This is a genomic window from Streptomyces sp. NPDC003077, assembly GCF_040611095.1.
GTDB lineage: Bacteria > Actinomycetota > Actinomycetes > Streptomycetales > Streptomycetaceae > Streptomyces.
The window spans coordinates 14,861-28,012 of sequence record NZ_JBEXNM010000096.1 but is presented as its reverse complement, the minus strand read 5'-3'; the positions used below and the strand labels follow the sequence as shown (position 1 = coordinate 28,012).

9 protein-coding genes are annotated in these 13,152 nt (G+C 71.9%); 3 read left to right on the top strand and 6 right to left on the bottom strand.

The features are described from left to right. Window positions 1–96 precede the first annotated feature (96 nt). The 6 genes from ABZX96_RS35440 to ABZX96_RS35415 all read right to left on the bottom strand — a co-directional run bounded on the left by ABZX96_RS35440 (window position 97) and on the right by ABZX96_RS35415 (window position 9,625). Window positions 97–3,066: a M14 family zinc carboxypeptidase gene (locus ABZX96_RS35440; protein WP_355552852.1), complete on the bottom strand. Its 2,970-nt coding sequence runs from the start codon at window positions 3,064–3,066 to the stop codon at window positions 97–99. 458 nt (window positions 3,067–3,524) lie between these two features. After that, window positions 3,525–4,514 (bottom strand): DNA-binding protein WhiA, encoded by a 990-nt coding sequence (gene whiA / locus ABZX96_RS35435; RefSeq protein ID WP_355552849.1) that lies wholly within the window; start codon window positions 4,512–4,514, stop codon window positions 3,525–3,527. Continuing rightward, window positions 4,505–5,545: a uridine diphosphate-N-acetylglucosamine-binding protein YvcK gene (yvcK, locus tag ABZX96_RS35430; RefSeq protein WP_355552847.1), complete on the bottom strand. Its 1,041-nt coding sequence runs from the start codon at window positions 5,543–5,545 to the stop codon at window positions 4,505–4,507. Before yvcK ends, whiA begins: the two co-directional genes overlap by 10 nt. Further along, a complete protein-coding gene (gene rapZ / locus ABZX96_RS35425; RefSeq protein WP_355552844.1) occupies window positions 5,542–6,552 on the bottom strand; it encodes an RNase adapter RapZ in 1,011 nt (336 codons plus the stop codon). Before rapZ ends, yvcK begins: the two co-directional genes overlap by 4 nt. Beyond that, a complete protein-coding gene (gene uvrC, locus ABZX96_RS35420) occupies window positions 6,549–8,816 on the bottom strand; it encodes an excinuclease ABC subunit UvrC (protein WP_355552841.1) in 2,268 nt (755 codons plus the stop codon). The genes rapZ and uvrC overlap by 4 nt, the downstream gene beginning before the upstream one ends. A 188-nt stretch (window positions 8,817–9,004) precedes the next feature. Continuing rightward, on the bottom strand, window positions 9,005–9,625 hold the full coding sequence (locus ABZX96_RS35415; RefSeq protein WP_355552838.1) for a hypothetical protein: 621 nt from the start codon (window positions 9,623–9,625) through the stop codon (window positions 9,005–9,007). Between the two features lie 459 nt (window positions 9,626–10,084). Between ABZX96_RS35415 and ABZX96_RS35410 the strand changes: the two genes are divergently transcribed. The 3 genes from ABZX96_RS35410 to ABZX96_RS35400 all read left to right on the top strand — a co-directional run bounded on the left by ABZX96_RS35410 (window position 10,085) and on the right by ABZX96_RS35400 (window position 13,086). Next, window positions 10,085–10,729 (top strand): DUF6875 domain-containing protein, encoded by a 645-nt coding sequence (locus ABZX96_RS35410; RefSeq protein ID WP_355552835.1) that lies wholly within the window; start codon window positions 10,085–10,087, stop codon window positions 10,727–10,729. Window positions 10,730–10,845: 116 nt separating this feature from the next. Continuing rightward, window positions 10,846–11,745 carry a tryptophan 2,3-dioxygenase family protein gene (locus ABZX96_RS35405; protein ID WP_355552833.1) on the top strand — a complete coding sequence of 300 codons (900 nt, stop codon included), beginning with the start codon at window positions 10,846–10,848 and terminating at the stop codon, window positions 11,743–11,745. Between the two features lie 93 nt (window positions 11,746–11,838). Then, the gene (locus ABZX96_RS35400) at window positions 11,839–13,086 is read left to right on the top strand and encodes an aminotransferase class V-fold PLP-dependent enzyme (RefSeq protein ID WP_355552830.1); all 1,248 of its coding nucleotides are present in this window, start codon (window positions 11,839–11,841) and stop codon (window positions 13,084–13,086) included. The last annotated feature ends 66 nt before the right edge of the window (window positions 13,087–13,152 follow it).

The following is a 13,152-nucleotide window of genomic DNA, read 5'->3' as shown; positions in this document are numbered from 1 at the left end:
ACCCCTGGTTCGCGGTCGGCGGGGGGGCCCCCTAACAAACCCCCCCCCCGGGGGGGGCCCCCCACCACTCGATCACCGCGGATGCACGGAGAGTGATCAGTCCTCCAATGCGTGCAATGCCGCATCCAGCAGCTTCGCCCGTTGTGCGGCGTTCTGCACGTGTTCGAGGCCGAAGCCCAGGAGCACGGTGTCCCGCGTGGTGACCGCCGCGTACGAGCGGAACAGCTCCGGCGAGCGGGCCCAGTCGGTGGCGTTGCCCGGGCTGCCGGCCGGCGGGCCGGGGACGGTCCAGGGGCCGAGCCCGGTCTCGAAGCCCTCGACCGGCTCACTGGTGCCGCCGGTCACGATCCGGGCGTTGTCGACGAAGACGCCGCGCCCGCCGGTGCCCGGGTCGGTGACGTAGGCGATGGCCAGCTCGACCCGCTTGCCCGCGTAGGCGGACAGGTCCACGGAGACCGCGCGCCAGCCGTCGGAGGAGCCGGTGAAGCGGTTCCAGGCGCCGGTGGTGCCGGTGGCCTGGCAGGCGGTCCCGCCGACGGTGAGGTAGTGCTTGAGGAACGGGTGGGCGTTGACGTAGAACCCTTCGGCGCACTCCGCCGGGACCTCGGTGCTGGTGCCGCCGTTGGCGTCGGGCAGCGTCGTCCAGTCGTCCTGGCCCACCGTGTGCGCCTCGATGACGGCGTTGTCGTAGCCGTTCTCGGTGTCGTGGCTGAGCTGGAACTGGAGGGTGGGCTTGTCGGCCGCGGTGACGCCGGTCAGGTCGACCGTGCGGGCCAGCCGCATGTACGCGTTGTCGCTGTGCTTGGCCGCGGCGAAGTAGTCGCCCTCGTACGGCTGGAAGGGAGTACGGACGCCCGGGTACGTGCCCGCGGCGGCGCTGGCGAACTGCGGGAACTGCGCCGGCGGCAGCTCGTCGGAGATGACGGTGTACGCGCCCGCGGCGTCCAGCGGGTTGCCGGTCGCGTCACCGAGGGCCGCCTGGGTGCCCGCCAGCTTGCCCGCGCCCTGGAAGGCGGGCGGGGACTTCAGGGAGATCCGGCTGCCCGCGCCCAGGTAGTACTGGCCGAAGTCGTCGGTCAGCGCCGGGCCCACGACCGACTCGCCGCCCGCCCGCTCACCGGCGTTGACGAGCTTGCCGCCCTCGTTGAGGTAGTCGCGCACGGCCAGCAGCGTGGCGCCGCCCGGCCGGTTGGCGCCGGTGTACCAGATGACGTTCTCGAAGTGCTTGAGGACGCCCAGCGCGTGCGGCGCGCCCTTGGTGGCGACGTCCCAGACGACGCCCTTGTGTTTGGTGTCGGCCAGCGCCTTCAGGTAGGTGGCGCCGTGCCGGGCCGGTGTGGTGCCGCCCTCCTCGGCGATGACGAGGGTGTCCGCGCGGGGCCGCTCGGCCACGGTATAGGTGAAGGGCTTGCTGGCCGTGGGCTTGCCCGCCCGGGTGCGGCCGGTGAACCAGACCTCGACCTTGTCGCCCACGTCCGCGCCCTCGACGCTCGCGCGGTACTGGTCGAAGCGGATGTTGTCCTCGCCGCCGTAGGTCTCGCCGCCCTTCCAGGGCCGCAGTTCCTCGGTCTGCCGGGGGCCGCCGTTGATCCGGTAGTTCAGCTCCTTGTCCCGGACGGACTTGCGCGCGGTGACCGCGACCTCCTGGTCCTCGCCGCGGGCGTAGGAGGTGGTGAAGGGGTCCGTCGTGAAGTCGGGGGCCTCCAGGCCCACCACGGAGGAGGGCTGGTCCGGGTGCAGCGCGGTCTCGGCGACCGACAGCGCGAAGGGCACGTTCTTGGCGAACTCGCCCTGGATCAGCTTCTCGTCGTCCGGGAAGTTGAAGACGGACTGGCAGTCGGCCGGGTCCCACTGGTCGTTGGGGTCGACGCGGGAGGCGGTGGCGCAGGTCGACATCTCCGGGGTGAACATCATCATCCCGTTGACGTTGGCCGCGTGGCCGTCGGCCTCGCCGTTGGTGGTGTAGAGCTCGGAGGAGACCTGCGGGCGGTAGCCGGGGACGGCCGGATTCTCCGGGGTGCCGGCGAGCGCGCGGTACAGGATGTCGTCCGGGGTGGGGGTGGCCACCTGCCAGCCGACGCCGTAGAGGATCAGCTCGGCGGCGGAGTGGTAGTTGATGCCGTAACGGAAGCCGATGCGCTTCTCGAAGGCGTCCAGCGCCTTGGTCTCGGGCTCCGAGCCGGGGCCCGGGCCGCGGTAGGTCTCGCTCGCCGGGTCCGGCGAGGAGCCCTCGTTGTCATAGCCCCACTTGTAGGAGAAGTTGCGGTTGAGGTCGACGCCGTCGCCCGGCGTGATCTTGCCGTCGTTGTTGTTGTCCCGGAGGTTCTTGCGCCACAGCCGGGTCTGCGGGCTCTCGAAGGTGTAGTCGTACCCGTCCGGGTTGGCCGACAGGACGAACCACAGCTCGGCCTTGTCGACGAGCTTGGTGATGCGCTGGTCCTTGCCGTAGTTGGTCAGGTAGTGGTGCATCAGCCGGCGGGTCATCTCCGGCGTGATCCACTCGCGCGCGTGCTGGTTGGACAGGTACAGCACCGCGGGCTTGTCGCCGTCGGCGCTCTTGTTCGCGTCCTTGGTGAGCTTCAGGGCGAGGATGTCCCGGCCCTTGACGGTCTTGCCGATGCTGATGACCTTGGTCAGGCCGGGGTACGCCTTGTGGGTGTCGGTGATCTCCTTGGCCAGGCCGTTCGCCCCGTAGTACGACCGGAAGACACCGTCGCCGGCCGCCTCGACCCGCTTGCGGGCCGCCTCGGAGAGTTGCTTGCGGGTGAGTTCGACGCCCTGGTCGCCAAGCTTCTCCGCCTGGTCGCCGGTCAGGTAGAGCTCGACCTTCGCGGTGCCCTTGGCCGGCACCCGGTCGCCCAGCTCGTGGCCGTCCACACCGGCCCGGAGCAGCAGCGGCACCTGGGCCCGGGTGACCTCGGCGGTCCAGGTGTCCACGGCGTCGCCCGCCATGCGCTTGCCGTCGTCCGGCCGCGGCTGCGCCTGCGCCTGCGCGACGGGGACCGCCGCGACTCCCCCCAGCAGCAGTGAAGCCGCCGCGAGTAACGATCTCGCCTTGCGTCTCATGTGCCCCCCTTGCTGTCGTCCACCTCGTGAATGGGCAGACGACAGATTTGTGACGCAACATGATCATGTCAATACCGTGCGTGGCGGGATTTGACAGGCGGGAGGGAGCGAGAAGCGAGAAAGGAGGAGGGGAGGGACGAGGGTGTGGCGCGTACGGGGCGCTGGGGTGAACAGGCGGCGGCTGGGTGGGGCGCGCAGGGCGGGAAGCGGCCCGGCGCGGGTGCGAGATGGGGCCTCCGAGCACGGGGCGGCGCCGGGTGGCCGCGGGCGGTCCGGGCGCGGCCTTCAGGCGCGGACGGCATCGGGTAGCCGCGGGAGGCCCGGGCGCGGCCTTCAGGTACGGGCGGCACCGGATGGCCGCGGGCGGCCCGGGGCGCGGCCTTCAGATGCGGGCGGGGCCGAATGGCCGCGGGCGGCCCGGGACCGGAGACCCCCGTCCCGGCCCCGCCGGTCCCGGTTCAGCCCACCAGGCCGTCGGCCATCTCGTCCGACAGGTTGGACTCCGTGCCCGGGATGCCCAGGTCCTGCGCGCGCTTGTCGGCCATGGCCAGCAGGCGGCGGATGCGGCCGGCGACCGCGTCCTTCGTCAGCGGCGGGTCGGCCAGGGCGCCCAGCTCCTCCAGGGACGCCTGCTTGTGGTCCATGCGCAGCCGGCCGGCCGCGGCGAGGTGCTCGGGGACCTCGTCACCGAGGATCTCCAGCGCCCGCTGGACGCGCGCGCCCGCCGCGACGGCGGCGCGGGCCGAGCGGCGGAGGTTGGCGTCGTCGAAGTTGGCGAGGCGGTTGGCGGTGGCCCGCACCTCGCGGCGCATCCGCCGCTCCTCCCAGGCGAGCACCGATCCGTGTGCGCCCAAACGGGTGAGCAGGGCGCCGATCGCGTCGCCGTCGCGGACCACGACGCGGTCCACCCCGCGCACCTCGCGGGCCTTGGCGGCGATGCCGAGCCGGCGGGCCGCGCCGACCAGGGCGAGCGCCGCCTCCGGCCCGGGGCAGGTGATCTCCAGCGAGGAGGAGCGGCCGGGCTCGGTGAGCGATCCGTGCGCCAGGAAGGCGCCGCGCCAGGCGGCCTCGGCGTCACAGGTGGCCCCGGAGACCACCTGCGGGGGCAGGCCCCGGATGGGCCGGCCGCGGCCGTCCACCAGGCCGGTCTGACGGGCGAGCTGGTCGCCGCCGGCCACCACCCGGACGACGAAGCGGCTGCCGCGCCGCAGGCCGCCGGGGGCCATCACCACCAGGTCGGAGGAGTGGCCGAAGATCTCCAGGATGTCCTTGCGCAGCCTCCGGGCCGCGCTGCCGGTATCCAGCTCCGCCTCGATCACGATGCGCCCGCTGACGAGGTGGAGTCCGCCCGCGAACCGCAGGATCGACGAGACCTCGGACTTCCGGCAGCAGGTCCGGGTGACGGGGAGCCGGGAGATTTCGTCCTTCACCGCTGCCGTCATCGCCATGGGCCGATCCTTCCATGCATCCGAAAAATACGGTCGTACGCGGCTGCCAGCAGCTCCGGGTCATGTCGTGGGGAACCGTCGCGCGCGGCGACCGCCGCCAGCACGACCTCGCTGCCCACGAACTGCTTGGCAGTCGCGGACAGCCCTTCGAGGTCGGGCACGGCGGCTTCGTCGGCCAGCACCACGTCGAAGGCGAGTTTAGGGGCGTGTCGGGCCAAAACCTCCAAATGACGCTGCGGGGAGAAGCCATCGGTTTCGCCCGGCTGGGGGGCGAGGTTCAGGGAGAGCACCTTGCGGGCCTGGGTCTCCTCCAGGGCCTGGAGCAGCTCCGGCACCAGAAGGTGCGGGATGACGGAGGAGAACCAGGAGCCGGGGCCGAGGACCACCCAGTCGGCGTCCCTCACGGCGGCCACCGCGTCCGGGACGGCCGGGGGGTCCTCCGGGACGACGTGCACGGACTGCACCTCGCCCCGGGTCAGGGCGACGGTGGCCTGGCCGCGCACGGTGGAGATCTCCTCCGGGCGCCCCTTGTTGTGGCCCTTGACCAGGGCCTGGAGCTCCAGCGGGACGGCCGACATGGGCAGCACCCGGCCGTGCGCGCCGAGCAGCTTGCCGACCAGGTCCAGCGCCTGGACGTGATCGCCGAGCTGCTCCCACAGGGCGACGATCAGGAGGTTGCCCACGGCGTGGTCGTGCAGTTCGCCCTCGCTGGTGAAGCGGTGCTGGATGACCTTGGACCACGTACGGCCCCAGTCGTCGTCGCCGCACAGCGCGGCCAGCGCCTTGCGCAGGTCGCCGGGCGGCAGGACGCCCAGCTCGTCGCGCAGCCGCCCGCTGGAGCCGCCGTCGTCGGCGACCGTGACCACGGCGGTCAGGTCGCCGGTGATCCGGCGCAGCGCGGCGAGCGAGGCGGACAGCCCCCGGCCGCCGCCGAGGGCGACGACCTTGGGGGTGGTGCCCCTGTGTGCGCGGCGGCGGCCACTGGGGACGAGGTTGCGGACGCGGCGCAGCCGCGGTGTGCGGCCGGTCACTCGCGCCCCATGTCCCGGTGCACGACGACCGTCTCGACGCCCTCGCCGACCAGGCGGCGGGCCAGTTTCTCCGACATGGCGACGCTGCGGTGCTTGCCGCCCGTACAGCCGACGGCGATGGTCACGTACCGCTTGCCCTCGCGGCGGTAGCCCTCGGCAACGATCTTCAGCAGGTCGGCGTACCCGTCCAGGAACTCCTTGGCGCCGGGCTGGCTGAAGACGTAACCCGAGACCTCGTCGTTCAGGCCCGTGTACGGGCGCAGCTCGGGCACCCAGTGCGGGTTGGGGATGAAGCGGCAGTCCACGACGAGGTCGGCGTCCACCGGCAGGCCGTACTTGAAGCCGAAGGACATGACGGTGGCGCGCAGCTCGGGCACCTCCTCGCCGGCGAACTGGGCGTCCATCTTGGCGCGCAGCTCGTGGACGTTGAGGCTGGAGGTGTCGATGACCAGGTCGGCGTCGCCGCGCAGCTCGCGCAGCAGGTCGCGCTCGGCCGCGATGCCGTCCACGATGCGCCCGTCGCCCTGGAGGGGGTGCGGGCGGCGCACGGACTCGAAGCGGCGCACCAGGGCCTCGTCGGAGGACTCCAGGAAGACGATGCGGCGCTTGACGTTCTGCGCGTCCAGGGTGGCCAGGGACTGCTTGAGGTTGTCGAAGAACCGGCGTCCGCGGACGTCGACGACCACGGCGATCCGGGCCACGTTGCCCTGCGAGCGGGCGCCCAGCTCGACCATGGGCGGGATCAGCTCCGGCGGGATGTTGTCCACCACGAACCAGCCGAGGTCCTCCAGGCACTTGGCGGCCGTGCTGCGACCGGCCCCGGACATCCCGGAGATGATCACCAGCTCGGGGATCGCGGCGCTCTCCCCCGGATCGGACTCACGGATCGTGCCCGTACTCACCTGTGTACCGTCGCTCTCGATGTCGTACCGCGGGCCCGCCGTCGGCGCCGCGCGCCGCGTGTCGCCGGGCCGCGTGCTCTGCTGTGGTGTCCTGCTGCTGCTCATTGGTCCTGCCCCCGTTCCGATGACGACGTGGCCGCCGCGGCCCTGTCCTCCGAAGGCGCGGCCCCTGGGATCCCGGCCTCCGGCGACGCGGCCGGCGCGGCCCCGTCATCCGAAGACGCGGACCCTGGGGACCCTGCCTCCGGCGACGCGGCCGGTACGGCCCCGTCATCCTCAATGATCTCTCCTGTGGCGGTGTTCACCGCCGGGGCGGCCGGTGCCGCCTCGGCCAGCGCCGCCGCCAGCGTCTCCGCGGTCTTCCGGCCGACCCCGGGGACCTGGCAGATCTCCTCGATCGTGGCGGCCCTGAGCTTCTTCAGGGAGCCGAAGTGCTTCAGCAGTGCCTGGCGGCGACTCTCGCCGAGCCCGGGAACGGTGTCCAGGGGCCCGGCCTTGAGCCGCTTGCCGCGCTTGTTCCGCTGGTAGGTGATCGCGAAGCGGTGGGCCTCGTCGCGCACCCGCTGGAGGAGGTAGAGCCCCTCGCTGCTGCGGGGCAGCACCACCGGGTCGTCCTCGCCCGGCAGCCACACCTCCTCCAGGCGCTTGGCCAGGCCGCAGACGGCGACGTCGTCGATGCCCAGCTCCTCCAGCGCGCGCTGGGCGGCGGCCACCTGCGGCTGCCCGCCGTCCACCACCACGAGCTGCGGCGGGTAGGCGAACCGCTTGGGCCGTCCCTCCTCGTCCATCGGACCGGCGGGGCCGGCGGCCTCCAGGTCGTCCTGGATGGCGGGGGCGGTGAGCGCGGGAGCGGGGGTGGCGTGCGCGGAATCCGCGGCGGCGGCGGGGAGGCCGTCGGCGGACGCGGGCGCGCCGGGCGCGTCCGAGGAGGCACCGGGGGCGCCGTCGCCCTCCCACTCGCCCGTCTTCTGCCGCTCCTGGAGGTAGCGCTTGAAGCGGCGCCCGACGACCTCGTGCATGGAGCGGACGTCGTCCTGCCCCTCGAAGCCCTTGATCTGGAAGCGGCGGTACTCGCTCTTGCGGGGCAGGCCGTCCTCGAAGACCACCATGGAGGCGACCACGTCCTGCCCCTGGAGGTGGGAGATGTCGAAGCACTCGATGCGCAGCGGGACGGTGTCCAGCCCCAGGGCCTCGGCGATCTCCTCCAGGGCGCGGGAGCGGGTGGTCAGGTCGGAGGCGCGCTTGGTCTTGTGCAGGGCCAGCGCCTGCTGGGCGTTGCGCTGGACCGTCGCCATCAGGTCCTTCTTGTCGCCGCGCTGCGGGACGCGCAGCGAGACCTGGGCGCCGCGGCGGTCGCTCAGCCACTGCTGGATCGGCTCGACCGGCTCGGGCAGCGCCGGGACCAGCACCTCCTTGGGGATGGCCTCGCCGCGCTCCTCGCCGTAGAGCTGCTGGAGGGCGTGCTCGACGAGGCCGGCGGTGGTGACGGCCTCGACCTTGTCGGTGACCCAGCCGCGCTGGCCGCGCACCCGGCCGCCGCGGACGTGGAAGATCTGGACGGCCGCCTCCAGCTCGTCCTCGGCGAGCGCGATCAGGTCGGCGTCGGTGGCGTCGGCGAGCACCACGGCGCTCTTCTCCATGCCCCGCTTCAGCGCGGCTATGTCGTCCCGCAGCCGGCCCGCGCGCTCGTACTCCATCTCCTCGGCGGCCTCCGTCATCTGCCGCTCCAGACGGCGGATGAACGCGCCGGTGCGCCCGGCCATGAAGTCGCAGAAGTCCTCGGCCAGTTCGCGGTGCTCCTCGGCGGAGACCCGGCCCACGCAAGGGGCCGCGCACTTGCCGATGTAGCCGAGCAGGCAGGGGCGGCCGATCTGGGCGGAGCGCTTGAAGACGCCGGCCGAGCAGGTGCGTACGGGGAAGACGCGCAGCAGCAGGTCGACCGTTTCGCGGATGGCCCAGGCGTGTCCGTACGGGCCGAAGTAGCGCACGCCCTTCTTCTTGGCGCCGCGCATCACCTGGACGCGCGGGAACTCCTCGTTCAGCGTCACCGCGAGGTAGGGATAGCTCTTGTCGTCGCGGTACTTGACGTTGAAACGGGGGTCGTACTCCTTGATCCAGCTGTATTCGAGCTGGAGGGCCTCGACCTCCGTGCTGACGACCGTCCATTCCACCGAGGCGGCGGTCGTGACCATCGTGCGCGTGCGCGGATGGAGGCCCGCGAGATCCTGGAAGTAGTTGGCCAGCCGCTGGCGCAGGCTCTTGGCCTTGCCGACGTAGATGACGCGGCGGTGCTCGTCACGGAACCTGTAGACCCCCGGCGAGTCGGGGATCTCTCCCGGCTTGGGTCGATAGCTGCTGGGGTCTGCCATGACCACCACCCTACTGACCACCTGTGACAATCAACGGATGGACGGCCGTCCGACTCCCGCGACCCGCGCCGACCTGCGGCGGGACCGGGTCGAGGCGGGCCGGGCCGGGGTCCTCGGACGGCTCCGCCGGGCCCCGCGGAAGCGAGGGGTCCGCGAGCGCCCGGGGCGGGGCGGCGCCCCGGCCCGCCTCAGTCCGCGCGGGCGGGGGCCACGACGGGCTTCTCCGGCGGTTCGGGAAGGGCGCACCACCTCTGGAAGAACTGGATGAGCGGCCCGATGGCCAGCGCGTACAGCAGCGTGCCGACGCCGATCGAGCCGCCCAGCAGGAAACCGAGCAGCAGCACCGTGACCTCGATGCCGGTGCGCACCAGCCGGGTGGACCGGCCGGTGCGCCGCCGCAGGCCCGTCATCAGCCCGTCGCGCGGACCCGGCCCGAAGCGGGCCGAGATGTACAGGGCGGTGGCCAGGCCGTTGAGCACGACGGCCCCCAGGAGCAGCGGGATCCGGACACCCATGGACTGGAGGGTGGGCACCAGGCGCAGCGTGACGTCGATGCCGAGCCCGACGAGGACGACGTTGGACAGGGTGCCGAGCCCGGGCCGCTCGCGCAGCGGGATCCACAGCAGCAGGACGGCGACCGAGGCGATGATCACGACGACGCCCATGGAGAGCCCGCTGAGCCGGGAGACGCCCTGGTGGAAGACGTCCCAGGCGCTGAGGCCGAGGTCGGCGCGGACCTGGAGAGCGGCGCTGACACCGAAGAGCGCGAGCCCCGCGTAGAGGTGGACGAGGCGGCGGGCGAGAATCATCGTGGGCAGGCTCTCTTCAGTGACTTCATACCTATGTGAATGAAGGAACAAGCGAATAATTCCGTCAGCGGGCCGATGCGGACGCGCGGCGGCCCTCATTGTCGCGTCGTGCGGCCGGGTCTCTAACAGATACGCCGTACAACGACAAGGAAAGAAGTCGGCCAGCGGCCGGTGGCCCGATCCGTTCGTCGCCATGACGGCTTGTCAAGGGGCACGCCGGACGCTTCAGGGGCACATCGCAGCAAGATCCCCATGCGTGGCATAACGGGATGAATATCCCGATTCACCCGCAAAACCGATCTTCCCTTTGTCGCGGAAGCGCCTCCCGTGCGTCGTCCACCAAAAGGAAGTCTGAACCTGCCGGAATCGCACGATCACATGGTGGTACGGGCGAGAACGAACGGAACGGCAGGGAACAGACGGGACGGCAGAGCGGCGAAAAGCCGGACGGGGGTCGGCGTGACATCTCAGTACTGCCCAACAGCACTCGACATCGCCCAGCAATGGTTCACGGACTATCTCACCCAACCGCACGAGGAGATCGGCAGGAATGGAGCGGTGTGCCCGTTCGTCGAACCGTCCATGAACGCGGGGACGCTGGACGTCCGGGAATGGGACGTCGATCCCGCGGTGGACACCGAAGGCATGGTGGCCCTCGTACGCCGAATGCGGGAGACGTTTCACGGCATCGAATGGGCGGGCCGCAACCGCACCCTGCACGCCCTGGTGATCGTGCTGCCCGGCATCGGCCCGGACCGGTTCGCCGTGCTGGACGAGACGCACCTGCGCATGAAGACCGAGTTCGCGAGGGAGGGCCTGATGCTCGGGCACTTCCACCCGGAGTGCACGGAGCGGGCCGGCCGCAACGAGGAATTCCTGGTGTCGCGATCACCGGTCCCGATGTTCGCGCTGCGTCACATGGCGTTTCACGACGTGCTGTTCCTCAATGCCCGTCCGGAATGGTTCGCCGCCTATCGCGCGCGTTACGGGAAACGCTATGAGCGGGGTTCGGTGCCCGATCCACTGTTCGCGGAGGTATTCGACCGGGCGCGGGAGCGCTGGGGGGACGGCGACGACCAGGAAGACACATTCCCCCGAAGGTGAGACATCGTGACGCGGACCCGTGCCGCCTTGTGAAGAACCGTGCCGCCCTGTGCGGAAAAGAAAGCACCACAGGAGAAGGAAGCACCACAGGAGAAGGAAAAACAAAAAGGAGACCAGTGAGCAGTACATCCCCCGACCTGACGCCCCCGGACCTCGGCACCGGCAGTGACGACGAGCGGGCCCGCACCGCCGCGGACACCGGCGGCACCCCGCTCGTCGACTTCAAGGGCGGCAGCACCCCCTACATCGACTACCAGAGCATCGACATCCTGCTGTCCCTCCAGCACCCCCGTTCCGACGCCCCGTCCGAGCTGACGTTCTACATCCTCGGCCAGGTCAAGGAACTCCTCTTCAAGCTGGTGTACGAGGAAATGGTGCGGGTCCGCGGCCTCCTGGACGACGACCGCGTCCCCGACGCCGTCTGGGCGCTCCGCCGCACCCGGCGCGTCCTGGAACTCCTGGTCGGCTCCTGGGACGTGCTGAGCACCCTGGCCCCGACCGAGTTCAACGCCTTCCGCGACCACCTGGGGCAGGCCTCCGGCTTCCAGTCCTACATGTACCGGATGGTGGAATACGTCCTGGGCAACAAGGTCCCGGAACTCGCCCGCCCGCACCGGAACGTCCCCGGCGTGCGCGAGGCGGTCCACGAGGCGCTGCACTCCCCCAGCGTCTACGACGCGGCGCTCGCGCTGCTCGCCCGGCGCGGCGCGGACATCCCGGCCGCGCACCTGGGCCGGGACGTCTCCCTCCCGTACGAGCCCAGCCCGGCCGTCGAACGGGCCTGGGCGGACGTCTACCGCGCCGCCGACCCCACCGACCCGGCGTTCCTGCTGGCCGAGGCGCTGATGGACGTCGCCGAGGGCGCCTGCCGGTGGCGGGCCGTCCATCTGCTGACCGTGGAACGGATCATCGGCTCCAAGCCCGGCACCGGCGGCACCCGCGGGGTGGCCTGGCTGCGGCGCGTCAGCGAGCACCGGTTCTTCCCCGAACTGTGGACCGCCAGGGGGCTGCTGTGAGCACACGACGGACGGTGACCGCGCTCCGGACCGCCGGGAGGCCGCTGTGAACGCCGCGCACACGCCTCGGACCGCGACCGCCGGAGGGCCGCTGTGACCACCACCCGGCGCCCCGCGCCCACCCTCGACGACGCCCGCCGGCTCGACGCCCGGGACCCGCTGGCCGGCTTCGGCGCCCGCTTCCACCCCGTCCCACCCGGCGCGCTGTTCCTCAACGGCAGTTCCCTGGGACGCCTCCCGGTCGCCACGCCCGGCGTGCTCGACGAGACGGTCGGCGGCCACTGGGGCGACCGGCTCGCGGACGCCCGCACCCAGTGGCTGGACCTGCCGCAGCGGATGGGCGACCGGATCGCCGACGCGGTCCTCGGCGCGCGCCCCGGTGAAGTCGTGATGAGCGACTGCACCAGCGTGAACCTGTACAAACTGGCGGTCGCGGCGCTGCGCGCCCGCCCGGGCCGCCGCACGGTGGTCGCCGACGACGACAACTTCCCCACCGACCGCTATGTCCTGTCCGGCGTCGCCGCCGACGCGGGCGGCGAGTTGCGGACCGTCCACACCGACCCCGACCTGGGGCTGGACCTGGAGGTCCTGCGGGAGGCGCTGGACGAGACGGTCGCCGTGGTGTGCCTGTCCCTGGTCTCGCCGCGTTCGGGCGCGCTGCTGGACATGGCGGCCGTCAACAAGGCCGTGCACGCCGCCGGGGCGCTGATGCTGTGGGACCTCAGCCACGCCGTGGGCGCGGTGCCGATCGCGCTGGAGGCCACCGGCGCCGACCTGGCCGTCGGCTCGACGTACAAGCACCTGCTGGCGGGCCCCGGCGCGCCCGCGCTGCTCTACGTACGGCGCTCCCTCCAGGCGGAAACCACCCAGCCGGTGCAGGGCTGGTTCGGCCACCGGGAACAGCTCTCCATGCTGCCCGACTACGACCCGGACCCCACCATCCGGCGCTTCCTGACGGGCAGTCCGCCGGTCCTGTCCATCGTCGCCGCGGGTCCCGGCCTCGACCTGCTCACCGAGGCGGGCATGGACCGGGTGCGGGCCAAGAGCGTGGCCCTGACCGGCTTCCTCCAGGCGCTCGCCGACGAGGTGCTGGTCCCGGTCGGCTTCCGCCTGGCCGGCCCGCCCGATCCGTCGCTCCGGGGCGCGCACGTGACGTACGAGCACCGGGCGGCCCGTGAACTGGTCCCGCTGTTCGCCGACGCGAACGTCTTCGTGGACTACTCCGTCCCCGACCGCGTACGGGTCGCTCCCGTTCCGCTGTCCACCCGGTTCACGGACGTGTACGAGGCCGTGCAGCGGATGCGGCGGGTGGTGGACGCGTGGGAGAGGGGCGCCGGATGAGGGACGGGGAGTTGCCGGGGAGGGGTGATCGGGCGTGCTTCTCAGCGGGGCCGGAAGGGCTGTCCG